Genomic DNA, 25,808 nt, shown 5'->3' with positions numbered 1-25,808 from the left:
CATTGAATTACGCAACAAAGTCGGTTTATGCGCAACTCTTCCCGCATAAATTACATCATAAATAGTAAAAAAGTTAAGATAAGAGTAACTTACTGTTCTTAATGACTATAGCCCAATAACCAAGCATAAAATCATGAAGTACAAACTAATAAGATTTGAGGTAAAGAACTATCGCTCACTGCTAAACGTGGGCTTTGATATTTCAAACAGTGCACCTGTTATCTTGTGTGGTGAGAACAATATTGGGAAAACTAATGTTCTAGAAGCATTTAACCTCTTCTTCAACCATATTAGCGACTCCAACGTAAATCATTACCCGCCAAACGATATTCCACATCATATTACCTATGGAAGTGGTGGATCAGGAAACTTCACTAACCTAGCTGCAACTTTCGATACTGAAAAAGGCAAATGTAAAGCTGAGGTTCGTTTTGATAAAAAAGGTCAAGCTACATACAAGGTAACTTATGACAAAGACGATCCAATAACTTCTGAATCTACGTTTAAAAGTATTGTTGATACTTTTGACTACATTTTCATTCGTTCAAACAATATCAACATGCCTAAAATTGTGTCTCATCTGTTTTCTTCCGAAGGGTTATTGAAGCTTGATAATAAAAGGGGCAAACAATCCAAGCCACTGGAGACACTAAGAACATTTCAAGAAGAAGCTCAGCATGCCCTTAACGATATTGAGAAAGAACTCAATATCGAAATGGAAAAAATCGTGAGTAACGACTTCTATGAAAGAGCCCCAAGAATCAAAATATCTTTCGCAGAATTCAACAAGCTACGTGATGCTGTAGCTAATATGACAGAAATAACACTTGATGATGGTAATGATCTGCATATCGGTTCGAAAGGAAGTGGCGCACAAAGGTTAGTCCTCCTGTCATTGATGAAATACATTGGCAAAAACACAGATAAAAATGTTATTTGGGCACTAGATGAACCTGAAGTCTTCTTACAACCACGTCTTCAAAAAAAGCTATTCAAATCTTTAAAACAACACTCTCAACAATCAAATGAACAAACAATATTAACAACCCATTCTCAGCATTTTGTTGATTTGACTGATTTATCGAACACTCATCTATTTCAACTAACTTATGAAGACAAGATTTACGAACGAAAAAGACATCAGTCCTTTGTCAAAAAAGATTCGAAACCTGTCGTATTTTCATCTCCAACACATAAAGCAAAGAAGATCATGGAGCACTTGGGAATAGAGTCAGGCGATAGTTGGTCAATATTCCCTCACAACATATTAGTTGAAGGCGAAACCGATAAAAGATATTTAGAGTACTTATTAGATTTTGGCTTAGATACTGGTGCCAATGACATTAGTTCTGGAAGCGCAAGCAAGATGGCTAGTTACTTAAGGTACTATGACCAATCTTCGGAAGACCTGACATTCACTCCGGTATTTATTGTTGTTCTAGATTATGATGACGCAGGTAGATTAGAGCACGCCGCCATCACGAAAGCTAAATATAACAACATCAAAGTAGAAGCTATATTTTACCCACGTTCTGATGGGAAAAAGGCGGAGAAAGCGAACAAAAAACTAGCTTGGTGTGTAGAAGATTTTCTACCATTAGAGATGCTATTCGATGGTATGAATAAAGTTCTAAAGCGTAAAGGCTATAAAACGATTACTCAACAGTATCAAAGAGATAGATTTAAACCAGCGTATCAACATCAACCAATTCTTGATTATTGCCAGACTATTTGCACACAAAGGAACGCAGAGAAGACACCTCTGAGTATCAAAGACGACGGCTTAAAGATGTTTTTGTGTACTGAGATCTTGAAATGCTGCGACGACAAAGACTACAGCATGGACGACATTCATATGCAGTTTCTAGAACAATTGGTCGAAGAGAATTAATTCATTCCACTTAAAAGCCCTCCTAAAGAGGGCTTTTATTTTCCAACCGAGTCAAACGTTCATCCATCTTTTCCATCATCAGACGCAACCACTTAACATCAGTTTTGAGTGTGATGCCTACACCGACCCCACTAGACAAAGCACTAACAACGGCAACAATTATTGTTTGATATTCTGCCATTTACTTGAACTCATTGCGTAGGGTTTCCCATAGGCCAAATACTATTGGAGCACTTGCGCCAATAATGCCACCAAATTGAACACCGTCTGCCGATACGCTCGCGGTGATAAGTTCAGGGTGACCAGATACCAAAGCAGCTCCCGCGCCAAGTAACGCTAAACCCTTTTTAGTGGAAGGAGCAGATCATTTTCTTCTGTTCACTTTCTATGACGCGGACTTAAATAACCAACTTTTCAAGTTCGATTCGGTGAGAGGCTTTTCCTTTACTGTGCTTTACCCATAAACGCTTTGGTTGGTATCCATTGGCACGGACCTCAACATCATAATTACCCTCTGGCAATCGCATACCGGCTTGGTACCTAGGCTTAATATTCATTATTCGAACCTTAAAACCCGGTTGGTTCTGTGCATTTGAATTGATGTACACAGGAAACTCCGTTTGGGCTTCATTATTGTTTTTAGCTGAACTCACCGGTTCGCTCTCAGCACGCTGAGTTAAATAACGAGCAAAAACACCATCCAACTCCGCTACCGAATGCTCCAAAGAGGCAGAAAACCCATCAGTAATACGCATACTTTTGTCTATTTGAGCGCCAAGTGGATGAATCAACGGTTGAGTATGTATCACCCAACGAACGGCATAAGAAGCCGACGGAGATAGTGTGTCACTGACTTGCTCTAAGAAAAAGCCAATCGTTGAGTCCGTTTGAGTGTACTTGGATGAAAATACATTCACAGGCACAACAAGAATAACGAATATGACGATAAACGAGCTGCCTATATTCAGAGCCTTGCTCTTCAAGTTCGGTGCTGGCCGTGGTTTATGGTAATTCATCAACACGATAAATTTTCCTGGCAGCTTAAACACCGTTAGGACAACGAGAAATAGCGATAGTCCCATTGATATTGGCGGCACAATGATAGAACGCAATGCCGCTTTGCCTTGTTCAGCATAAGGGCCATCATCAGCAAACTGAGCGCGTGACGCCTCAATATAACCTAGCCAATAATCTCTCTCACGCCTCACATTTGGAACAATAACCTGTTGGTAAAATTGCTTATTATTCCACGTCGCCATCATGGGCTCGACGTAATAACGTTCGCCCATACGATTCTTTATTTGTTGCTGAACTTCGGCTACTTTTTGAAAATCATTCCAAGATAAGTTCGGTTCAATGTCGTAACCCCGCAGCTTTGCCTCGGCATGCCAACGAGCTTTGGTGTCCTTCATAACTTTGTTTCTGACTGCATTTTTAAACACGCTAATTTGGTTTATTTGCCAATTGGAGTCTAAATGGATCCCCTTTCGATGAACTTGAGTACGAACCTTACTTGCTGTTGTAGAGTGGGAGCGAAACTCCGACATAGAGTCGATTCCCATAGGATAACCGGTCTCTTTTAAGAACTGTTTTTGCCACACTGCCAGTATTCGTGGTGTGTAATGAGCGACACTATTGGTATACGTTTTATCTTGAATGGCTTCTCCAGCTTGCCCTGTCGCCTGCTCAATACCGGCTTGGATAACTGATAAGCCTAGAGAACCGAATGCTTCCCCCCAAGATGTTTCACCTTTCGTTCGTCGAAAGGTTTTCTCTAACCAATAATCCATCGGTTGGTGGGGAATCGAGTTATCTTTTAATAAGCGTTCATAGCGATCTTCAATGCGGCTGATACAATTGGCTCTTGAGCTTCCTTTGCGTTTATAACAGCGTTCTTTATCATCAAATAGGTCAAAAATAGGTTGTGCAACTCTTTGTGCTCTCGCCTCTGCTCTCGTTAAATAGGCCTTACTCGCCTGTTGATAATCACGATACCCCGTCGCGACGGTCGACTCGACCTCTTCCCACGCTTGATTGGCCTTTTGATGGCGAGACTCTACCGTCTGATTATACGCCCCAACATGTTTTTGATATTGATGCCACGATTGCTGAACTTCACTCCGTAATACTTTATAGTTCGCATAGTGCTCATCGAAATTGGCGTTTGCTCGATTTTGAATATAACGATCCAAAATTTGAACTTTCTTATCATCAATATGACTTAAGAATGCATCATTGCTGTAAACCAACCCACCGATCAAAGCGAGAAAAGTCATTTCTGACGACTCGGTACTCGCCTCTGAGTTATAAGGGATCCCTTCGATATTAATCGCATTCATCGCTAAACTAGATCGCAGTACAGAGGAAAAGAAAGCCTCCTGTCTCTGCTTTGCACTACTCGGTTCAATCAACCATTTATCTATTACCGCCTTTTGACCAAAAAAAACCGTTGGCCAAACCAAAGCTGTAATCACGACCAACGATGAAATAGCGCGAAACTTCGTCGTGGTCAGCCATCCTTTAAGTAGAAAATCCGCAACAATTAAAGTCACCCCGATCCCTGAGATGGTTCGGCCAAATAGCTCCGTTTTATGTAATTGAGCATCACTAACATCGATTCCACCCGCAATTTCAACCAACTTGGCGTTGAAAGCGACTTCAGGAAAAAGATAAAGAAGTGAACAAAAAAACAACAAAACAGCCAACCATTTCGGCTTCTTATTATTTGTGGTTATTACGTCCTGGCTAGGAACTGGTTTCATCTTAACGCTTCCATAATTTGTCTATCCCTGTTCTCATCAAACATCATTTTTCTGTCGGCATCGAAATGCTGATCGCATCGTTACTTAAATTTAAATCTTCATCTTGAATATCAAACAGCACTGCTGGCTTCGCGCTCTGCGTTGTTTGCGTTCTTTTTTTCACACCTTTCACGCTAGCAGGCTTGGAATATGACACACTCCTAATGAGACCTCGGTTAGTGATGTAATGGCCATCTTTGAGGTAATCTATTTGTTCATAGAGTCGGTGAAAATCAGCGTCATTGGGTAGGCCAGCAACGGTTTCGCCTGCTAACGTTGTGGGTTGGTAGCCATTTGATTGAACGACAAGCTGTGGAGCAAGCTGCTGACAAATAGAGAACTTACTGGTATCCATGATCGCCTCATCTGGCAGAGGTCGACCTGCCTTAGCTAACGAGACCAATTGATCTTGGTGGTAATCCGTTCCGTTAATCGTATAAGTCACCACCTTCATGCCTTGCGCTTTCGCACGGCTGTAAATTGTCGCATATTGTCGGTAACTTCTTATATCAACATGTAATCCACTATTGGGGCCAAGTATTCGTTTTACCGTTTTAGCGGAATGTTTGGGCTTATGCTTACGATAACGCCCCTCCATAGCAAAGGCGCGATCGATATTCTTTTTATTTTTCTGATAATAATCATCAGATCTCATCCCTCGCTTTGCATCTTTTTTAAATTTAGCAACCGACGTTGAATGAGGCTCCCATACATACCCAAGATAAACACTTGGATTGATTTCCCGCATTTTTTTCAGAACGTCCATATCCATTGATGAATAAAAATAGTTTCTATAGGGGAGACTTTGTCTGGCCATTTCGTCGAGTTTAAACAAATCTTCCATGGAGCCATCTGATGTTTTTATTTCAATATTAAGGGGTTGTTCAATCGTTGCGTAATGGTACCAATCATTCACGGCTTCATTGAAATAAGCGGGACGATACCCATCTAATGTTCCGTCAGGGCTCCTTCCACTCAGAGAGTTCCACTCACTACTCTTCATACGACTCACGCGATATCGCTTACCATCACTACGAGCGGTTGCTCTTCCTGTTTCTATGTCGTGATGTACAACCCAATCTTTATCACGCGTCAGCATCACATCAATTTCTGCTCCATCAAAACCACTTACCGCCGCCATTTGAATCGCATTACGAGAGTTTTCAGCATAATTAGAGCTGCCACGGTGGGCGATAACATCAATAGGGCACTGTCCTTTGATGTAAGAGATATCCCCTCCCATGGTTTGATAAAGATTGCGCGATTTTAACGCCAACTGCATATCACGAAACATTTCTCGCCCCTCTGCTGAGTTATGATTCGAGATTAGTTTTGCATCTGCAGGTAATCCAAGCCCTCGCTCCAAGGTTGGTTGTGGTGGTGTTACTTTATCTGTAGATGAACATCCCTGAATAAGAGCAATAGTAGTGACAAGCAGCCCTCTTGAAAGCGTGGTTACACGTGAAGGTGGTGAAAACATGAGATCCTTATCCGTTGGTAGCTTATATGTGACATAACTGGGTTTCACACGCTGAGCACGACAAAGTCGGCCTCCAAGCACGGAGACCGCAAAGTGCTAATATATGATGACTCCAACCATTGATTTCGATTGTTGATATGTTGTTGGAGTGGACGTATTTAATGGTTTAATTTGATTGAAAGCAAAGGCTCAAAAACTCATAAATACAAATCATGATTACATTATTTCATCAAATAATAATTGAATAAGCCCTTGTTCATCTGGGATGTCATACCCCTTTCGACATGGATAAGCCAAACCATCTGTGAAGTTCAAAAACGAAAAGCTATTGTCTATGCTTTCGCTCCCCTCTTCATCCTGCCATGGTTCAATAGTACTGTTCTGTTTAGTCACGATATAACCACACGAATTGACAGGCATCTCGGTCTTACGATTTAAGACTATCTTATGATTGGAATTATTGTAGTGATTTACTCGAATCTTACCGGCTAACGCTAGATATATCGCCCCTGCGGCGCCCAAAAGCAAAGTATGGCCGATAACTTTACCTGTCGCACTCGCTACGGCGATTCCAACATTAGCAGTCGCACTCGCGATGCTTTGACCTCGGTTTCCATAACGGTCTGTAGAATACACGTAATCCACGCTATGTTTTCTTTCAACGCGAGCACGTTGTCTGACAGGAGTATGGTTTATGTACTCTTGACCACCAAAAGCATCAAAGTTGTGTATTAATACCGGAACACAATGATAAGTTTCTCCATTCCAGTTCACTACACGAGCCTTCATTTGCCATGGATAATACTCTTCATCTAAATATTTCTTACATAAAGCTGGTAACAAATGGCTAAGTAACGCTGTGTTGTGATCGCTCTGCGCCATGTTGTACAGTCCTTGCGTTATTGATCGGGCCTGCTCTTGATCTCCTGATCTTGCGGCAACGATAAAGAGAATGACCTCGCCCCAAAAAGTATCGTTGATCAAGTAGTCAACCGGCAAATTATCGATTTCGATTAAAGCTCGTGGAACATCTTCATCGGACAAAGCCTCCAATACTGCAGACAAGTGATGCACGCGATCTTGAGGCTTTGCAATAGGTTCGTAATATGCGTCCCATCGTTCAACAAAGGTCTTCCAACGCATTATTTTTTTAAACTCCTCAGTTACTCCTTCCGTGGTGAGTAACTTAGGTTCAATATATTTTGCAATGTGCTTTTTATGACCGTCTCGCTTTTTCATCGCCTTTGTGTAAATTTTGCTATCAGACTTGAATAAGTGCAGTGCTAAACCATAGCTTTCATACCATTCACCAAGGTTAAGATGACTACTTTCTAATGAAGCTTTAGCCAAAGCGTCAAAATGCTTTTTCATTTTATTCCCTTCCAATTTGACGACTTAAATAAAGATAAAGGCGATGACTAAAATAATAGCTGCGGCTATAGCCAGTTTGATGTATAGCTCATTTTTTTTAACTCTTGGTTCTTCCACTTCTTCAAGCTTATCCCTCATGGCCTTAAAGTCATCCAAACGTTGTTGATAACGTTTTTCTCTTTGATTATAGATGGACAACAGTTTCAGAAATGATTCTTTGTTTACTTGCTCCACAGCTTAACTCCAAGCATTTGAAATTAAAGACTAAAACTACAATACACCATGACAAGCTCATGTTGACCGGAGGGGTCAATAGTCTTCTTCTAGTCTATATTAGGCATCGATTTTAGCGAATAAGGAACAATATGCGATAAGAAATGTGATTTAAAACAGCACATTATTGTAAGAAAAATTAATTGAGCTAAATTGAACTCAAATGAAGATGTCATATCAACTTTACCTCATACTTTTTTATAAACCTATTCACCAGATCTCTAATTCAACCTCATTAATCAGTTATGCCTTGAGTCACACTGTCATTTTGAGTTACCTTGTCTTATTCAAAGTCGTGGGTCACAATACGCTCTGTACCTGACTTTAATAGAAATCATTGGCTCCCAAAACGTAGTAACCTAGAAATAAGGTTTGATTAGGGATGTCCGATTGAATGGTGAAAAATTTGGACCACACATTAATAGAGCAAGTTGAAGGGATATGCGCATCGCGAGGCGTTAGATTAACACCTCAAAGAAAGCGAGTGTTTGAGCTCATCCTCTCTAATAAAAAAGCCTCCAGTGCTTATGAATTATTAGAGCAGTTGAAAGTCAGTGAACCGCAAGCCAAGCCACCTACAGTATATCGCGCTTTGGATTTCTTGTTGGAGCAAGGTTTCATTCACAGAGTTGAGTCAACCAATAGCTTCATATGCTGCTGCTCTTGCAATGCCAACAAACATTTCTCCCAACTACTGATCTGCGATAAATGTGGCACTGTGATAGAACTGCAGGACGATGCGCTTGTCACCCTACTCGCCAGTAACGCTGAGAAGCATGGCTTTCAATTGACGAATCATGTCATTGAATCGCATGGCATTTGCCAATCTTGCTCCTCCGAGATGAAAGAATAAGATTATAGAAGAACATTATGCGCGCTGAATTTGTAAACCCGTTTTTAGCTTCTTTGATGAACGTATTAAAAACGATGGCTTCTCTAGAATTGAAGCCACAAAAACCGAGAGTTAAGAAAGATGAAATCGCTCGTGGTGATGTATCCGGCCTAATTGGTATGGTGGGTACACAATCTCGTGGCTCTATGTCGATCACCTTTGATGAAGGTCTCGCTCTCGAAATCATGGAAAACATGCTTGGTGAACGACCAAACGGCCTCAACGAAGAAGTGACCGATATGGTGGGTGAAATCACTAACATGGTGACTGGCGGTGCGAAACGTATTCTTGCGGAAAGCGGTTTTGACTTCGATATGGCAACACCAATCGTGGTTTCCGGTAAAGGTCATACGATTCGTCACAAGTGTGATGGGGCAATCATCATCATGCCTTTCTCATCTCAATGGGGTAATGCTTTCATCGAGATCTGTTTCGAATAACAGCTGTTTATTTCTAGCAGTACTGAGTATCAACTCAAAGAAGGTTGGCATCATGCCAGCTTTTTTTATTACCTGCGATTTAACCAATGCTTGCTATACAGATACAAAAGCGCCAACCCGAAGGTTGGCGTTTTTTTGGTGCTATCAACTCAATTAAGCTTTAAGCGCTTTAAATGCGTTGATTAGACCGTTAGTTGAGCTGTCGTGAGACGTTACTTGAGCATCGTCAGCAAGCTCTGGAAGAATTTGGTTTGCTAGTTGCTTACCAAGTTCTACACCCCATTGGTCGAAGCTGAAGATGTTCCAGATAACGCCTTGAACGAAGATCTTGTGCTCGTACATCGCGATTAGGTTACCTAAAGAGCGAGGGTTGATTTGCTTAACAAGAATAGAGTTCGTTGGACGGTTACCTTCAAATACTTTGAAAGGTACAAGCTCAGCCACTTCTTCAGCTGTTTTGCCAGCCGCTAGGAATTCAGCTTCCACTGTCTCTTTTGTCTTACCGAATGCTAGTGCTTCAGTTTGAGCAAAGAAATTAGACATCAACTTCTGGTGGTGATCAGATGCTGGGTTGTGGCTGATAGCAGGAGCAATAAAGTCTGATGGGATCAGCTTAGTGCCTTGGTGAATCAATTGGTAGAAAGCGTGCTGACCGTTTGTACCTGGTTCACCCCAGATGATAGGACCAGTTTGGTATTCTACTGGATTGCCGTCACGGTCAACAAATTTACCATTCGATTCCATGTTGCCTTGTTGGAAGTAAGCCGCAAAACGGTGCATATATTGATCGTAAGGTAGAATTGCTTCTGACTCAGCGCCGTGGAAGTTGTTATACCAAATACCGATAAGCGCAAGGATTACTGGAATGTTGCTTTCAAACTCAGTTGAAGCAAAGTGGTTATCCATCTCGTGAGCACCTTCTAGTAGCTCAACGAAGTTATCGAAGCCAACAGATAGTGAGATAGAAAGACCGATTGCAGACCATAGTGAGTAACGACCACCAACCCAGTCCCAGAATTCGAACATGTTGTCAGTATCAATACCAAACTCAGCGACCGCAGTTGCGTTAGTTGATAGTGCTGCGAAGTGTTTAGCTACGTGTGCGTTGTCACCCGCTTCAGCCAAGAACCAATCACGTGCAGAGTGCGCGTTAGTCATTGTTTCTTGAGTCGTGAATGTTTTAGATGCCACTAAGAATAGCGTTGTTTCTGGGTTAAGAGGCTTAAGTGTCTCAACGATGTGAGTGCCATCTACGTTAGAAACGAAGTGCATGTTTAGGCGAGTTTTGTATGGCGTTAGTGCTTCAGTCACCATGTATGGACCAAGATCCGAACCGCCGATACCGATGTTTACAACATCAGTGATCTCTTTACCTGTGTAACCTTTCCACTCACCAGAAACGATGCGGTGTGTGAACAGTTCCATTTTTGCTAGTACAGCGTTAACTGCTGGCATTACGTCTTTGCCGTCAACCATTACTGGCTTGTCGCTACGGTTACGTAGAGCAGTGTGAAGTACTGAACGACCTTCAGTCTTGTTGATTGCATCACCACCGAACATTGCTTCGATTGCAGACTTAACTTCAGTCTCGTTCGCAAGAGCAAATAGGTGCTGCATAGTTTCAGCATCGATAAGGTTCTTAGAGTAATCCACTAAGATGTCAGAACCGAAACGAGTAGAAAAGCTCTCGAAACGCTTTGCATCTTGAGCAAACAGCTCTTTCATATCCATATCTTGAGCAGACTCAAAATGTGCCGTTAGAGCTTTCCACGCTTGTGTTTGCGTTGGGTTGATATTTTTCAACATGGTATCTATCCCGATGTTACTGTAGGTTTTATTCTAAACGTCACCTGGGTGATGAATAGAACCCCCGATTAGGCGAAAGTTTATATTTTTCTGTGATGACCAAACCGCGTCACCACTGAAAGATTCTTTGTAATTTTTTTTCACGACGTATTATGCCGCATATGAAGAGCTGTACCTTGAGATAAATCAGGATTAGATTTCCTGACAGAATAATCGGTACAGACTCTAGCTCTAACATAATTAAATGTGAGCGATACCTGATAAATTCAAGTTCAAAAGATAGCGTTAAACCACTTTTTTTCCAAATACATTATAAAGGATGGCGTATGTGGATTCAGAAGACTATACACCTAAATGCACGAAAGCGTGGATTTCATCTCATTACTGATGAAATTGAACAACAGATACACGATATCAATTCTCTATCTGTTGGTTTATTACATCTTTTTATCCAACATACCTCTGCCAGCCTCACGCTAAACGAGAACGCTGATCCTACCGTCCGTACCGATATGGAGTCGCACTTTAATAAGTTTGTCCCAGAGCGAGCGCCCTACTACAGACACACCTATGAAGGTGATGATGACATGCCTGCCCACATTAAAGCATCGACACTTGGCACCAGTGTGACAATACCAATTAGCAATGGTCGTTTAGCTTTAGGTACATGGCAGGGCATTTACTTAGGAGAGCACCGAGATTGTGGTGGAAGCCGAACTGTGATTGCTACGATGCAAGGTGAGTAGACTGCTTGAAAACAAGATCTCCTTAATAAAAACAATATCTTGTTAATAAAAAAGAGTGGTGTGTTTCCACGACCACTCTTATCAAGATAGTATTTGGCCTACTGTAGGCCGAAAGCTTTAGAAGGGCTGGTTTATCATAACCCTAAAGGTTCCTTCATCACCGCCTCGCGCTAATTCTGCACGAACAACAATGCCTTCCACTTGAAAACGAACCGCGCCGCCTAAGCTCCATTTCATATCGGTGTGCAATTCTTTGATATCGTACTCATCGGCAACGCGCCCTAATTCAGCAAACGCTACCCATTGCCACCAAGGCAAATCGTAGTAGTTTATCAGTGGGATATCGCCAAGTGGTTGCCAGTCAGGAAGTACTCGGTACTCAGCAGAATAATGAACTGCAGAGCGACCGTGATAACGACCTCCGGTATAACCTCGTAAACGATACAAGCCACCCAATCGAGCTTGCTCCGTTTCTGGTGGGCGAGCACAATCTTGCCCAGAGCAGTTATCCCACGTTGGCGTGTCAGCGGTATAGAAATCAAATGCTAAAACTTGTTGATCGAATAAGTCCCCTAAAGGACCTAAAGCAAAGTACTGGCTATTTTGGAAGGTCCACTTAAGCCACAAGTCATCGTTAGACCAACTCTCTGCGCCAGTGGTGAACTCAAGGTTAGTGTGAGAACCTCTGGTCGGGTTGCGTTTGCTATCACGGTTATCCCAATCAAACGCCAAACTAAAGCCTGTTGCCTCCTCGGTATTATTTAAACCTTCCAACTCACGAGCAGTATAAAAAGGCGTAAATAGAATCGAACTGACACCCGATTCGATTGGCGAAGCAAAGCTCACATCTTTGATTGGCTGAAAAGCACCGAGTAAACCGTGTTCTGCAACGTTGCCCCAAGGTAGCAAATACTTAAACTCAAACTGATAGTTTTGCTCTAAGCCATCAGCAATGGTTTTGTCATCGATAGATGAATCATTATCGCCTTGAGAACCAATGTAATACGGGTTGTCGTTGAAGCGCGCTTGATACATCTGAGTGCTAAACAATACGTTCTCAGACAAGGCATAGTTAAAAGCCGATAGAAAACCGACGTAACTGTCTTTGTCTGAATAGAGTGCCATACCAAACAGAGCGGCTTGAGGTTGCCAAACACCCTTTGCGACACCCGCAACCCCAAAGGTGTTACCCATGGTTTCGGTGCTGAAGTAGAAAGGAACAAAGGCTGAATCTTTTTCTTCACTCACAGCGGAAGAAGAAAAGCTGACACCGAGTAATGTCATTGCAGACATTAGCCAGCTTCGAGTCGTTCGCTTGAACATAATTTACTTATCAAGATCCATGATTACTTCACATATTCCATCGCAACACGCGAAGTCAGCTTAGTGACTAACTCGTAAGCGATAGTGCCGATATGTTCAGCCACTTCTTCTGAAGGTAAATCTTTACCCCACAGAGTCGCTTCATCGCCGACTTTATCTGCCGCATCAGGGCCTAGATCAACCGTTAGCATGTCCATTGACACACGTCCTGCGATCGGTACTTTTCGACCGTTAACGAACACTGGAGTACCGTTAGGTGCAGTACGAGGATAACCATCACCGTAACCAATCGCGATAACACCAACCTTGGTATCACGTTCACTGGTCCAGTTTCCGCCATAACCCACACTTTCACCGGCTTTCACATCGCGAACGGCAATTAGGTGTGAGGTCAGGGTCATCACAGGCAAAAATCCAAGCTCTTGCGCTGATTTATCAACAAACGGAGAGACACCGTAAGATATGATTCCCGGACGAACCCAATCAAGGTGGCTATCTGGCCAAGCGAGTAAACCCGCAGAGGCAGCAAGTGAACGCTCCCCTTCACAACCTTCAGTAAGCGACAAGAAAAGCTCTGTCTGTTCAACGGTGGTTGCTCTATCCAGTTCATCAGCACAACCGAAGTGGCTCATGTAACGTAGAGGTTTGGCAACATTCGCACATTGATGCAAACGCTCAACAAAGTTTTGGTATTGCTCAGGGCGAACACCTAATCGGTGCATACCACTGTCGACTTTTAGCCATACCACAACGGGTGTTTCCAAATCCGCATTCTCTAGCGCGCTTAATTGCTCTTCACAATGCACCACCGTTTGAATGTTATTGGTCACCAAGATTGGCAAATCGCCCGAAGAGTAAAATCCTTCCAGCAACAAAATAGGTTTAACAATGCCACCAGCACGAAGTTGTAACGCTTCTTCAATACGCGCCACACCAAAAGCATCTGAACTTTTTGAATGCTTGGCTATATGCAGTAAGCCGTGTCCGTAGCCATTGGCTTTCACAACAGACATGACCTTGCACTGAGGAGCCTTCGACTTTATCTGGTTCAGGTTATGTTCGAGCGCGTTTAAGTCAATGCTCGCCGTCGCCGCTTTCATGTAAGTCATTAGCGATTACTCATCATCAAATGCAGGGCCTGCATAGTTATCAAATCGGGAGTGTTGGCCTTGGAACGTAAGACGAACAGAACCGATCGGACCGTTACGTTGCTTACCAAGGATGATCTCAGCAATGCCTTTCAAGGAACTATCTGGGTTATAAACCTCATCACGATAGATGAACATGATCAAATCGGCATCTTGCTCAATCGAACCTGATTCACGCAAATCCGAGTTTACTGGGCGCTTATCAGCACGTTGCTCTAGGGAACGGTTAAGCTGAGAAAGTGCCACAACCGGAACGTTGAGCTCTTTTGCTAACGCTTTCAATGAGCGAGAAATCTCGGCGATTTCAAGAGTACGGTTATCAGATAACGAAGGTACACGCATTAATTGAAGGTAATCTATCATGATCATAGAGATACCATCGTGTTCACGAGCGATACGTCGAGCACGAGAACGCACTTCTGTTGGCGTTAGACCCGAGCTGTCATCGATATACATATTCTTCTTATCCATAAGAATACCCATACTCGACGAGATACGAGCCCAATCTTCATCATCTAGCTGACCAGTACGAATCTTGGTTTGGTCTACGCGAGAAAGTGACGCAAGCATACGCATCATCAGCTGTTCGGCTGGCATCTCTAGCGAGAAGATTAAAACCGGTTTGTCTTGCTTCATCGCCGCGTTTTCACACAAGTTCATCGCAAATGTGGTTTTACCCATCGATGGACGAGCAGCAACAATAATTAAGTCAGAGCCTTGTAGACCTGCTGTTTTCTTGTTGAGGTCGTTGAAGCCAGTATCGACACCTGTCACACCATCTTGCGGCGTTTTGTATAGGATCTCGATACGTTCTAGCGTCTTCTCTAGAATGCTATCAACGTTTTGTGGACCTTCGTTTTCACTTGCACGGCCTTCGGCAATCGCGAAGACTTTACTTTCAGCAAGATCAACCAGCTCTTCCGATGTACGACCTTGAGGGTCATAACCAGAATCAGCAATCTCATTCGCGACACCAATCAGGCTACGAACAAGTGCACGTTGCGCTACGATATCCGCATACGCATTGATGTTTGCGGCACTTGGTGTGTTTTTCGCTAAGTCAGCAAGGTAAGCAAAGCCACCCACTTCTTCAAGTTGCTCACGCAGCTCTAAATGTTCAGAGAGTGTAATAAGATCCAGAGGAGAACTTTCTTCAAGGATATCCTTTACCGCTTCAAAGATCAGACGGTGAGGACGGCTATAAAAGTCTTTGGCCACAACCTTTTCGGCAACTGTATCCCAGCGTTCGTTATCTAATAACAAACCGCCAATAACAGATTGCTCAGCTTCTAATGAATGTGGCGGGACCTTGATGGCGTCCACCTGATCGTTGGCTGATTTCTGACTTTTGGTATCCACTATGACTACACTCAATAACTAATAATGATCGTTCATTATACCCAAGAACATCCGTTTGTAATCCGATCCTATGAGTTTGTTTTATTCTTCAGGAAGAATTTACCTATTGCTGACGGAATTAACCAAGGGTAGCATTACGATCCTGCCATTCACTCACTGTATAACTAGAGGTATGCGTGTCCAAATTATTGGCTCTGAGCACTGGTCTTCTAAGCACTGGTCTCCTGAGCGCTCCGATGGCCTTAGCTGATGATGCTAAAGACTCTGTTGATGCAATCCTCGACTCTATAGTAGTTTCAGAACCTACTGCTGAGCCGATCGTCGTTGCACCGACACCTGAAGAAAAAGATATGGATATCGCACCGAGTGATACAAGTGATACAGAACTGCCGAGCCCGCTAAAAACGGAAGTCGAATTTGGATATCAGTCGCATACTGGTAACTTTGATTCACGAGCGCTTAACGCACGCCTGAACGGTGAGTACACGGCTGGCCGTCATAGAACCAGTGGTGAATGGAAATACTACAACCTCTACAAAGATGGCGAAGAAGATAAAAGGCAATCGACTTACTCAGCTCAGAGTGACTACAAGTTAAGCCCTAAAACCTACCTTTACGGCAGTTTCAAAGGAGTCGACTCGAGATACAGTGCTTACTTTAAGGACTACACAATTTCGAGTGGTCTGGGTTACCAGTTTTCGAATACCGAAGAGTTTGTATTGGAAGTCGAAGTGGGCCCAGGTTTTCGTTACCAAGAGCCAAACCTCGATGAGATCGACGATGATGACATCATCTTCCCTGAGATTGTTGAAGAAGCGATTTTTCGTGGCAACGTGAATACGTCTTGGCAGGTATTGAAGAACTTGCAACTCAAGGCAGACGTGACGCTTGTCTCTGGTCACAGTAACCTAAAGTTTGATACTGAACTCGAAGCCATCAACGATATTACTGACAATATCGCACTGAAGATCGCTCACTCTCGACAGTACCACGATAAAGTGCCTGAAGGCTTAAGAAAAGAAGACTCTGTTCTATCGATCAACTTGCTCTTCCAGTTCTAATCTTAGGCCACCTCTAACCTTGAGAACAACTTGTTCAGCAATAACAGCTTATGGATCACCGTAAGCTTTTTACCTACTGTAGCCCTTCCTTGTACTTTCCTATATTCCAGACATAAAAAAACACCAGCCGAAGCTGGTGTTTAAAACTTTCAAAAGAAAGAATTCGTCTTGGTACTGAAATTACTCAGCTGCAACGATAGCGATTTTCGCAGTAGCAAAAACTTCAGAGTGAAGTTGGATGCTTACTTCGAATTCGCCGATGTTACGTAGAGCGCCTTCAGGTAGGCGTACTTCGCTCTTAGCTACTGCAACACCTGCCGCTGTAATAGCGTCAGCGATGTCACGAGTACCGATAGAACCGAATAGTTTACCTTCGTCACCAGCTTTAGAAGCGATTGTAACGCCTTCTAGAGTGTTAACGCTCTCTGCACGAGCTTCAGCAGCAGCTAGTTGCTCAGCAACTTTAGCTTCTAGTTCAGCACGACGAGTTTCGAACATAGCAACGTTGTCTTTAGTTGCCATAACTGCTTTACCCTGTGGGATAAGGAAGTTACGAGCGTAACCAGATTTAACGTTTACTTGGTCGCCAAGGCCACCTAGGTTACCGATCTTATCAAGTAGAATAACTTGCATTATCTTAGTCCTCTTAAACTATTATTAACTATTACCGATTACTGATGCTTGTCAGTGTACGGTAGTAGAGCTAGGTAACGAGAACGCTTGATAGCGCGAGCTAGTTGACGCTGGTACTTAGCGCTTGTACCAGTGATACGGCTAGGTACGATTTTACCAGCTTCAGTGATGTAGTTTTTAAGAGTTGCTACGTCTTTGTAGTCAATCTCTTGTACGCCTTCTGCAGTGAAACGGCAGAATTTACGACGACGGAAGAAACGAGCCATGGGCTATCTCCTGATCTTAAATTTAGTAAAGCGGTCTTTCACAATTATCGAAATAACTATCAATGACCTAAAACAAGTTGAGAATTTTTTAAGGCGTTAAGCCAAAAAAGAATTACTCAGCAGCTGCTTCTGGTTTAGCTTCTGTACGCTCTTCGCGACGAGGAGCACGCTCTGCACGCTCTTCTTTTTGCTTAAGCATAATAGATTGCTCAGTCACAGCGCCTTTAGTGCGCATGATCATGTTACGTAGAACTGCATCGTTGAAACGGAAAGCAGTTTCTAGCTCGTCAATCACTTCTTGACCAGCTTCAACGTTCATAAGAACGTAGTGAGCTTTGTGAAGCTTGTTGATTGGGTAAGCCATTTGACGACGACCCCAGTCTTCTAGACGGTGGATAGTACCGCCAGCTTCAGTGATAGAACCAGTGTAACGCTCGATCATGCCAGCAACTTGCTCGCTTTGATCAGGGTGAACCATGAATACGATTTCGTAATGACGCATTTGGTTGCTCCTTACGGATTATTAGCTTCCACGAGTGGCCCGGTCGTCCAGAGGAAGCAAGGAACTAAAGATAAATGACCGAGTTTTAAGGACGGCAAATGTTATAGAAAGAACCCGGTATTGGCAAGCGCTATTTGGTGAATAATGAAACAGTTTTTCTGTCGCCATCTAGCCATCCGACAAACCGATGGATTTTGCTATAACAGCCTAAAAAGAAACGCCCACCAGCAAGTGGTGAGCGCTAATAAATTCATAGACTTAAAGCAGCGTTAACGCATTACTGAGCTAAACGCTGTCTTACCGCTTCGAACAGGCAAATACCCGACGCCACAGAAACATTTAAGCTCGATACGCTACCTGCCATTGGAATCTTAATCAGATCATCGCAAGTTTCACGAGTTAAACGACGCATACCGTCACCTTCTGCACCCATAACTACCGCAAGAGGACCCGTTAGCTTCGCTTGATAGATATCATGCGTTGCTTCACCTGCCGTACCCACAAACCATACGCCCTGCTCTTGCAGTGCACGCATTGTGCGAGCTAGGTTGGTTACGCGCACGAGAGGAACCGTTTCAGCTGCGCCACATGCAACCTTGCTTACCGTTGCTGTTAACGGCGAAGAGCGATCTTTAGGTACGATAACAGCAGCGACACCTGCGGCATCCGCGTTACGTAGACAAGCGCCTAGGTTATGAGGGTCTGTTACGCCGTCTAGAACTAACAGCAAAGGCTGTTCGTGCTGCGCTAGGATATCGTCTAGGTGAGTTTCATTAAGCTGCTTAGCAGGCTTCACCTTAGCAATAAGACCTTGGTGATTCGCACCTTGTGCTTTTTCATCCAACGGCTTACGACCCATCTGTTGAATCGACACACCAAACTGTTGCAGTTGGTTCAGTAATGGAAGAAGACGCTCGTCTTGGCGACCTTTCAATACATACGCTTCGATAAAACGTGCAGGATCTTTTTCTAGTACGGCTTTCACCGCGTGAATACCGTAAATAAATTCGTTACTCATTGTCTCAACTTACTCTTATTGCTCAGAGATGAATGACATCAATGCCGATGTGTCCACCTCTGTGTTGTTCATTTCGAGAGTATGCGTCTTACGCCTGATACTCTCGCATTAAATTAAATCAGTTAGGCGCTAAACCTGATTAGCAGAGCGCCTTATTTAGCCTTAAGATCTATCAGCCTTTGGCTTACGGCTTGCAGCACGCTTTTTCTTAGCGCGAGCTTTAGCAGCACCGGTTTTATTCGCTGGCTTTTTCTTCTTAGCAGGGCCTTCGCTGCTTCCGTCAGGTCGCTTAGTTGGCTCAACCATAGGCTTCGCTGATACACCTGGCTTATTACTCTTCACTGCTGAGCGCTTCTTGCTTTTCGCCTTTTTCATCGCTTCTGCTGCACGCTTCTTGGCTGTTTTGCCTTTGCCACGCGGCTGACGATCAGTGTCTTCTAAGTCAAAGTCGATTTGGCGAGTTTCTAAATTAACCGCAGAAACCTTCACTTTAACCGAATCACCCAAGCGGTAGATATTACCTGAGCTTTCACCCACTAGACGCTGACCAACAGCATCAAATTGGTAGTAATCATTCGCTAGCGCTGAGATGTGTACCAAGCCATCAATGTGCAGTTCAGTTAGACGAACAAAGAAGCCAAAACCAGTCACGTTGGCAATCACACCATCCATCACCTCACCGACATGGTCTTGCATGTATTCACACTTCAACCAGTCGTTTACTTCACGCGTTGCGTCATCAGCACGACGTTCAGTCATTGAACACTGCTCGCCGTAGAAGTCCATATCATCGAAAGTGTAGTGGTAACCACCAGTTGGCGTCCAACGTTCGCTGTTACGACCTTCTTCTTTCGCAATAAGGTACTTAATCGCACGGTGCAATAGCAAATCTGGGTAACGACGAATTGGCGAGGTAAAGTGAGCATAGCGTTTAAGAGCTAAACCAAAGTGACCCGCGTTATCCGCGTTGTATACCGCTTGCTTCATTGAGCGTAGCAGCATGGTTTGGATTAATTCACGATCTTCACGTTCATTAATCTGTTGCATCAGTTGTGCATAGTCTACTGGTGATGGCGACAGACCACCTTCCAGTGTTAAACCTAATTCACTTAAAAAGCTCTTGAAGCCCATTAAGCGCTCTTCGCCCGGAGTTTCGTGAACACGGTACAGCGCAGGCTCTTTCGCTTTTTCTACGTAAGATGCCGATGCGATATTCGCAAGAATCATACATTCTTCGATGATCTTGTGTGCATCGTTACGAATTACTGGCTCAATACGGTCAATCTTACGATCCGCATTGAAGATAAACTTAGTTTCTACCGTTTCAAATTCAATCGCACCACGTTCGTCACGCGTTTTCTTAAGCACCTTATACATCTTATGAAGCTCTTCAAGATGTGGTACTTCAGGTTCGTAACGCTCACGTAATTCTTCATTGCCATCTAAGATCGCGCCTACTTTGTTATAAGTAAGACGAGCATGAGAATTCATTACCGCTTCGTAGTGCTTGTAGCCTGACAGTTTACCTTTGTCTGAGATAGTCATCTCACACACCATACATAAACGGTCTACCTGAGGGTTCAATGAACACAAACCATTTGAAAGCACTTCTGGCAGCATTGGCACGACTTGTGACGGGAAGTATACCGAGTTACCACGGTTAATCGCTTCTTTGTCTAGCGCTGTATCTGGGCGAACGTAGTAACTTACGTCAGCAATCGCTACCCATAGACGCCAGCCGCCGCCTTTCTTCGCTTCACAGTAAACCGCATCATCGAAGTCACGCGCATCTTCACCATCAATGGTAACCAATGGCAGTTTACGCAGGTCTACACGTCCTTCTTTTGCTTCTTCAGGAACATGCTCACCTAGGTTTTCGATTTGCTTATCTACCGCTTCAGGCCACTCTTGTGGGATCTGGTGAGTACGGATCGCAATCTGCGTTTCCATACCCGGAGCCATGTTTTCACCAAGAACTTCGGTCACTTTACCCATCATGTTACGAGAACGACCACCACGATCCGTAATTTCAATCACAACCACATTACCCATTCGAGCACCGCCTTTATGCTCAGTAGGGATCTGGATGTCGTGACTAATACGCGAATCATCAGCAACCACGTAAGAATGGCCATATTCTAGGAAGAAGCGACCAACAAGTGGCGTTTTGCGCTCTTCAAGAACACGAACCAAACGACCTTCACGACGACCACGTTTACTGTTGTCAGTAGGCTGAACCAATACGTAATCACCGTGCATGATGGTTTTCATCTGATGATGCGGCAGCACGATATCATTGTCTTTACCCACACTGCCGTCTGGGCGAACCCAACCATGACCGTCTTTATGACCAATCACATAGCCTTTGATCAGTTCCATCTTCTCAGGCAATGCGTAGCACTGACGACGAGTAAAGATAAGCTGTCCATCACGCTCCATTGCACGCAAACGACGACGCAGCCCTTCATATTGTTCCTCTCCAGCAAGACCCAAAGCTTCGAATAGATCGTTGCGGTTCATCGGAATATTCGCGTCTGTTAGAAACGAAATAATGAACTCTCGGCTTGGTACTGGGTTATCGTAATTTTTCGACTCTCGGTCGGCAAAAGGATCAACAGTGGTTGTCGCTGTCGTATTTTCTGACGTTGGTGTGTTTTTTGACATAGGCGGGCCTGCTTAAGCAAGGAAGGTATATACCCCTAGTATATCTGATGCTAGGGGTAAGCTACAGATATGCTTTAGAAAACACTCAAATAACCTCAGATTGATACATATCTTCACTTTGTGAAACATCGCTTCATAGACGTAGATTATCATCAAAATTTCAAGCAAACGATAAAACAAACGTTTGCGCCATGAATGAAATACACTATTATCCACGCACTTTACCAACTCCTGTTCTGGGTATGATATGAAACTAAAACGCACTTTATTGGCTTCAGCTATGGCGAGCCTAGCGCTGTTCCCATTCGCAAGTTCGGCAATGGAAAAGGCTGACCTGATGATTACCGATGCGATGGTTCTAACCATGAACCAAGACAAAACGGTTTATGAAAGCGGTACTGTTGTCGTCAAAGACAACAAAATCATTGCGGTTGGTGATGCTTCACTAGAAAAGCAGTACCAAGCTAAGCAAGTGTTAGACGTTGATGGCGATATCGTTATGCCGGGTCTCATCAATACTCATACTCATGTATCAATGACAGTTTTTCGTTCGTTGGCCGATGATGTGCCAGATCGCCTACACCGCTACATCTTCCCGCTAGAGAAGAAGCTAGTATCGCGAGACATGGTACGCATTGGTGCCAACCTAGGTAACGTTGAAATGGTGAAAGGCGGTGTGACCACTTACGCCGACATGTACTACTTCGAAGATGAAGTCGCAAAAACCGTCGATAAGATCGGTATGCGTGCCATCCTAGGTGAAACGGTGATTAAGTTCCCTGTAGCCGATGCGGCCAACGCCGAAGAAGGCATTAAGTACGCGTTGAACTTCATTGAAGAATACAAAGATCACCCGCGAATCACACCAGCGTTTGCACCGCATGCGCCTTACACCAACACCACAGAGATCCTGCAGAAAATATCTAAGCTCTCCCTAGAGTTAGATGTTCCAGTAATGATTCACCTTGCAGAATCACACCGTGAAGAAGAGAAAATCGCAGAGCGTTCTGATGGATTGTCCCCGGTTCAATACATGGACAGCATTGGCGCACTCAACAAGAACTTGGTGGGTGCACACATGATCCTTGTTGACGATCATGATATCGAACTGGTGAAGAAATCGGATATGGGCGTGGCTCATAACATGAGTGCTAACATCAAGTCAGCAAAAGGCGTATCACCTGCGCTTAAGATGTATGACGAAAACGTGCGTATCGGTTTAGGTACTGATGGCCCAATGTCTGGTAACACACTGAGCACCATTGATGAATTCAACCAAGTCGCTAAGGTTCACAAGTTAGTTAACAAAGATCGTGCTGCGATGCCGCCGATCAAAGTGATCGACATGGCGACCATGGGTGCAGCAAAAGCGCTGCACATGGAAGATAAGATCGGCTCTCTTGAAGCAGGCAAACTGGCTGACATCATAGTGATCGATACTAAGGCGCCAAACATGGTTCCAGTCTACAACCCATACTCAGCACTGGTGTACTCAGCTAACTCAGGCAATGTTCGTCACTCCATCGTTGATGGCAAGATCATCATGCAAGATCGCGACATGCTAACGGTAGACGAAGATAAGATTCGTCAAGAAGCACTCGATTTCACCAAGGTTGTTCGTGAAACGGTGATTGAGTCTGGTGAGGTGGTTCAATAAACTCGCAATCGAATAGCATGACCTCCTAAACGTAAAAAGCCCCGCACTAACTAAATTAGGCGGGGCTTTTTAAGTCTTGTTTCCTGTAACAATAAGTGCAGGGATCATTACAGGCTTCTTGCTCGGTATTACCAGAACACGTCTCGACGTTTTGCTCGAGCAATAATATTGTCTGGCATTCTCTGTTCCAGGCCGCTACGAAGCACAGTGATACGTCTGTGTTGTCTTTGATCTGCGGTTACCGAGTTATACAACCAACGGTAAGCATCTTCATAATCCAATGGGCTACCGTAGTCACGTAACAAGAGTTCCGCTAAGTGAATGCTCGCACTTAAGTTGCCCATAGAGGCCGCTTCACGTAGATACGGAATCGCACGCTCTTGATCTTGTTGTACCAAAGTACCACGAGAGTAATAACGACCTAACTGCTCTAATGCAGCGGGTAAACCTTGATGTGCCGCGTTTTCCATATAGTAAAGGCCAAGCTCTTCATCTTGTGGAACACACACACCCCAAGCCAACATATCACCGTATAAAAACTCATAAGAAGGCAAGCTAATACGCGTTGCACGAGCAACGATATCTTCAACTAACTGGCACTTATCAGCTTTCACTCGCTCTAGATGTTGATTATTTTCGATTAAATTAATCAGTTCAGCTTCTGTATATATTGGAACGGGCTCTCCCACATCAGCCAAATTAGCATGACTCAAGGGTGAGCTCAGCGCCATTATTAATGAAGCTGCCACAATTCGTAGCTTCATACCTGCACTCTATTATCTGTCGCTAAAGTTATCTATTGAGGGGTGCAGAGGATTTCTACACGCACAAAACAGGGTGAACTTCACTTTCCATGATATCTGTATCGGCAATAACCCCGACGGCTTTAGACAAAACTTGCCGCTAATGGGCAATATTTTGCCTGATGACGCTTAAAAGATCACCATCAAAGAGTGAACGGCTAAATTGCAGGTATTAAAAAGCCGACTTAATAAAGTCGGCTTTTAGAAAACTATTTTATTATCAAAGCACTGTTCGTGCCTGGTAATCACTCAGCAGGCATTATGCGCCGTATGGGTGAACCTTGATGATAGTTTCGTTACGATCTGGGCCAGTTGATACGATATCAATTGGAACGCCAGTTAGGTCTTCGATACGCTTGATGTAATCTAGAGCAGCTTGTGGAAGCGCGTCGATAGATTTAGCACCAAATGTGTTTTCAGACCAACCAGGCATTGTTTCGTAGATTGGCGTCGCTTCTTCGAATGACTCAGCAGCCATTGGAGAAACTTCTAGGATAGAACCATCTTTCATCTTGTAACCAGTACAGATTTTTAGTTCTTCTAGGCCATCTAGAACGTCTAGTTTAGTTAGACACATACCAGATAGAGAGTTGATTTGGATTGCACGACGCATAGCAACAGCATCGAACCAACCAGTACGACGTAGACGACCAGTTGTTGCGCCAAACTCGTGACCAACATCGCCTAGGTGTTTACCAACTGGGTCTTGCTTCTCAAGGCCATCGTATAGCTCAGTAGGGAATGGACCTGAACCAACACGAGTACAGTAAGCCTTAGTAATACCAAGGATGTAACCGATGTGACGAGGACCGAAACCAGAACCTGCAGCAACACCACCAGCAGTCGTGTTAGAAGACGTTACGTATGGGTAAGTACCGTGGTCGATATCTAGTAGCGTACCTTGAGCACCTTCGAACATGATCTTGTCGCCGCGCTTACGTGCTGCGTCTAGTTCGTCAGTTACGTCGATAACCATCGCAGTTAACATGTCTGCGTAGCTCATCGCTTGCTCAAGAACTTCTTCGTAGCTTACTGTTTCAGCTTTGTAGAAGTGCTCTAGTTGGAAGTTGTGGAATTCCATCACTTCTTTTAGCTTCTCAGCAAATGCTTCTTTATCGAAAAGGTCGCCAACGCGTAGACCGCGACGAGCAACTTTATCTTCGTAAGCAGGACCGATACCACGACCCGTTGTACCGATAGCTTTAGCGCCACGAGCGATTTCACGCGCGTTGTCGATTGCAATGTGGTACGGAAGAATTAGAGGACAAGCTTCAGAGATGAAAAGACGTTCACGTACTGGAATACCGCGATCTTCAAGAGGCTTCATTTCTTTTAGAAGTGCGTCAGGCGATAATACTACACCGTTACCAATAACACATTTAACGTTATTACGTAGGATGCCTGATGGAATTAAGTGAAGAACGGTTTTTTCACCGTCAATTACAAGTGTGTGACCTGCATTGTGACCGCCTTGGTAGCGAACCACGTATTTTGCATCTTCAGTTAAAAGGTCAACGATTTTACCTTTACCTTCATCACCCCATTGGGTGCCTAGAACGACTACGTTATTTCCCATCTTTCCAATTTCTGTTGCTAATTAAAAATGGATTCTAGCACTGAATCACACTTCTTGCAGTCACTTTTTGTTCATAAACGTTAACGCTGTACAAAAAT

At 43.8% G+C, this 25,808-nt stretch carries 23 protein-coding genes; 6 read left to right on the top strand and 17 right to left on the bottom strand.

All coding sequences use genetic code 11. The features are described from left to right. Positions 1-133: 133 nt before the first annotated feature. On the top strand, positions 134-1,891 hold the full coding sequence (locus AB4209_RS20620) for an ATP-dependent endonuclease (protein ID WP_372057169.1): 1,758 nt from the start codon (positions 134-136) through the stop codon (positions 1,889-1,891). 22 nt (positions 1,892-1,913) lie between these two features. On the opposite strand, the gene AB4209_RS20615 is transcribed toward AB4209_RS20620, so the two are convergent. From AB4209_RS20615 to AB4209_RS20590, 6 genes are all read right to left on the bottom strand, one after another. Further along, the gene (locus tag AB4209_RS20615) at positions 1,914-2,072 is read right to left on the bottom strand and encodes a hypothetical protein (protein ID WP_017081579.1); all 159 of its coding nucleotides are present in this window, start codon (positions 2,070-2,072) and stop codon (positions 1,914-1,916) included. After that, positions 2,073-2,204, bottom strand: coding sequence for a hypothetical protein (locus tag AB4209_RS20610; protein ID WP_371722246.1), 132 nt, complete (start codon positions 2,202-2,204; stop codon positions 2,073-2,075). Positions 2,205-2,289: 85 nt separating this feature from the next. Continuing rightward, a complete protein-coding gene (locus tag AB4209_RS20605; protein WP_372057167.1) occupies positions 2,290-4,653 on the bottom strand; it encodes a hypothetical protein in 2,364 nt (787 codons plus the stop codon). 43 nt (positions 4,654-4,696) lie between these two features. After that, entirely contained in the window at positions 4,697-6,172 is a 1,476-nt protein-coding gene (locus AB4209_RS20600; protein ID WP_017059944.1) for a glycerophosphodiester phosphodiesterase, read from the bottom strand. Positions 6,173-6,388: 216 nt separating this feature from the next. Continuing rightward, on the bottom strand, positions 6,389-7,543 hold the full coding sequence (locus AB4209_RS20595) for a hypothetical protein (RefSeq protein WP_102394619.1): 1,155 nt from the start codon (positions 7,541-7,543) through the stop codon (positions 6,389-6,391). Positions 7,544-7,567: 24 nt separating this feature from the next. Then, a complete protein-coding gene (locus AB4209_RS20590; RefSeq protein WP_017059942.1) occupies positions 7,568-7,777 on the bottom strand; it encodes a hypothetical protein in 210 nt (69 codons plus the stop codon). A gap of 433 nt (positions 7,778-8,210) precedes the next feature. Here AB4209_RS20590 and zur point away from each other — a divergent pair, with 433 nt between their 5' ends. Beyond that, positions 8,211-8,669: a zinc uptake transcriptional repressor Zur gene (gene zur, locus AB4209_RS20585; protein WP_017059941.1), complete on the top strand. Its 459-nt coding sequence runs from the start codon at positions 8,211-8,213 to the stop codon at positions 8,667-8,669. Positions 8,670-8,686: 17 nt separating this feature from the next. Then, the gene (locus tag AB4209_RS20580) at positions 8,687-9,148 is read left to right on the top strand and encodes a chemotaxis protein CheX (RefSeq protein ID WP_017059940.1); all 462 of its coding nucleotides are present in this window, start codon (positions 8,687-8,689) and stop codon (positions 9,146-9,148) included. A 153-nt stretch (positions 9,149-9,301) separates the two neighbouring features. On the opposite strand, the gene pgi is transcribed toward AB4209_RS20580, so the two are convergent. Continuing rightward, positions 9,302-10,954: a glucose-6-phosphate isomerase gene (gene pgi / locus AB4209_RS20575; RefSeq protein ID WP_017071572.1), complete on the bottom strand. Its 1,653-nt coding sequence runs from the start codon at positions 10,952-10,954 to the stop codon at positions 9,302-9,304. 326 nt (positions 10,955-11,280) lie between these two features. Between pgi and AB4209_RS20570 the strand changes: the two genes are divergently transcribed. After that, on the top strand, positions 11,281-11,700 hold the full coding sequence (locus AB4209_RS20570) for a secondary thiamine-phosphate synthase enzyme YjbQ (RefSeq protein WP_017059938.1): 420 nt from the start codon (positions 11,281-11,283) through the stop codon (positions 11,698-11,700). 117 nt (positions 11,701-11,817) lie between these two features. Here AB4209_RS20570 and AB4209_RS20565 read toward each other — a convergent pair whose 3' ends face one another. Genes AB4209_RS20565 through AB4209_RS20555 form a run of 3 tightly spaced genes read right to left on the bottom strand, consistent with a single transcriptional unit; the run spans position 11,818 to position 15,530 of the window. After that, complete coding sequence (locus AB4209_RS20565; protein WP_372057164.1) at positions 11,818-13,023, bottom strand: BamA/TamA family outer membrane protein; 1,206 nt, start codon at positions 13,021-13,023, stop codon at positions 11,818-11,820. 23 nt (positions 13,024-13,046) lie between these two features. Then, the gene (gene alr, locus AB4209_RS20560; RefSeq protein ID WP_017065624.1) at positions 13,047-14,132 is read right to left on the bottom strand and encodes an alanine racemase; all 1,086 of its coding nucleotides are present in this window, start codon (positions 14,130-14,132) and stop codon (positions 13,047-13,049) included. A gap of 6 nt (positions 14,133-14,138) precedes the next feature. After that, positions 14,139-15,530, bottom strand: a complete 1,392-nt coding sequence (locus AB4209_RS20555; protein WP_016767560.1) for a replicative DNA helicase — start codon at positions 15,528-15,530, stop codon at positions 14,139-14,141. A gap of 176 nt (positions 15,531-15,706) precedes the next feature. On the opposite strand from AB4209_RS20555, the gene AB4209_RS20550 reads away from it, so the two are divergent. Next, entirely contained in the window at positions 15,707-16,591 is an 885-nt protein-coding gene (locus AB4209_RS20550; RefSeq protein WP_372057162.1) for a DUF481 domain-containing protein, read from the top strand. Positions 16,592-16,771: 180 nt separating this feature from the next. Here the strand turns inward: AB4209_RS20550 and rplI are convergent, their stop codons facing one another. The 5 genes from rplI to rnr form a co-directional block, all read right to left on the bottom strand. Next, positions 16,772-17,224, bottom strand: coding sequence for a 50S ribosomal protein L9 (gene rplI / locus AB4209_RS20545; protein WP_010434182.1), 453 nt, complete (start codon positions 17,222-17,224; stop codon positions 16,772-16,774). Between the two features lie 38 nt (positions 17,225-17,262). Beyond that, a complete protein-coding gene (gene rpsR / locus AB4209_RS20540; protein ID WP_000090472.1) occupies positions 17,263-17,490 on the bottom strand; it encodes a 30S ribosomal protein S18 in 228 nt (75 codons plus the stop codon). A 112-nt stretch (positions 17,491-17,602) separates the two neighbouring features. Beyond that, positions 17,603-17,992 (bottom strand): 30S ribosomal protein S6, encoded by a 390-nt coding sequence (gene rpsF, locus AB4209_RS20535; protein ID WP_004741278.1) that lies wholly within the window; start codon positions 17,990-17,992, stop codon positions 17,603-17,605. A gap of 277 nt (positions 17,993-18,269) precedes the next feature. Next, entirely contained in the window at positions 18,270-19,010 is a 741-nt protein-coding gene (gene rlmB / locus AB4209_RS20530) for a 23S rRNA (guanosine(2251)-2'-O)-methyltransferase RlmB (RefSeq protein ID WP_017063180.1), read from the bottom strand. A gap of 162 nt (positions 19,011-19,172) precedes the next feature. Then, positions 19,173-21,674, bottom strand: coding sequence for a ribonuclease R (gene rnr / locus AB4209_RS20525; RefSeq protein WP_372057160.1), 2,502 nt, complete (start codon positions 21,672-21,674; stop codon positions 19,173-19,175). A 247-nt stretch (positions 21,675-21,921) separates the two neighbouring features. Here rnr and AB4209_RS20520 point away from each other — a divergent pair, with 247 nt between their 5' ends. Then, positions 21,922-23,331: an amidohydrolase gene (locus AB4209_RS20520; protein WP_017063178.1), complete on the top strand. Its 1,410-nt coding sequence runs from the start codon at positions 21,922-21,924 to the stop codon at positions 23,329-23,331. A 128-nt stretch (positions 23,332-23,459) separates the two neighbouring features. Here AB4209_RS20520 and motX read toward each other — a convergent pair whose 3' ends face one another. Both motX and AB4209_RS20510 read right to left on the bottom strand, forming a co-directional pair. Next, on the bottom strand, positions 23,460-24,095 hold the full coding sequence (motX, locus tag AB4209_RS20515) for a flagellar protein MotX (protein ID WP_372057158.1): 636 nt from the start codon (positions 24,093-24,095) through the stop codon (positions 23,460-23,462). A gap of 298 nt (positions 24,096-24,393) precedes the next feature. Further along, positions 24,394-25,710: an adenylosuccinate synthase gene (locus AB4209_RS20510; protein WP_010434108.1), complete on the bottom strand. Its 1,317-nt coding sequence runs from the start codon at positions 25,708-25,710 to the stop codon at positions 24,394-24,396. Positions 25,711-25,808: the final 98 nt, after the last annotated feature.

The sequence above is a fragment of the Vibrio sp. 10N.286.48.C11 genome (assembly GCF_041469805.1).
Lineage (GTDB): Bacteria > Pseudomonadota > Gammaproteobacteria > Enterobacterales > Vibrionaceae > Vibrio > Vibrio crassostreae_C.
The sequence above is the reverse complement of the archived record's forward strand: the minus strand, read 5'-3'. Positions and strand labels throughout refer to the sequence as shown.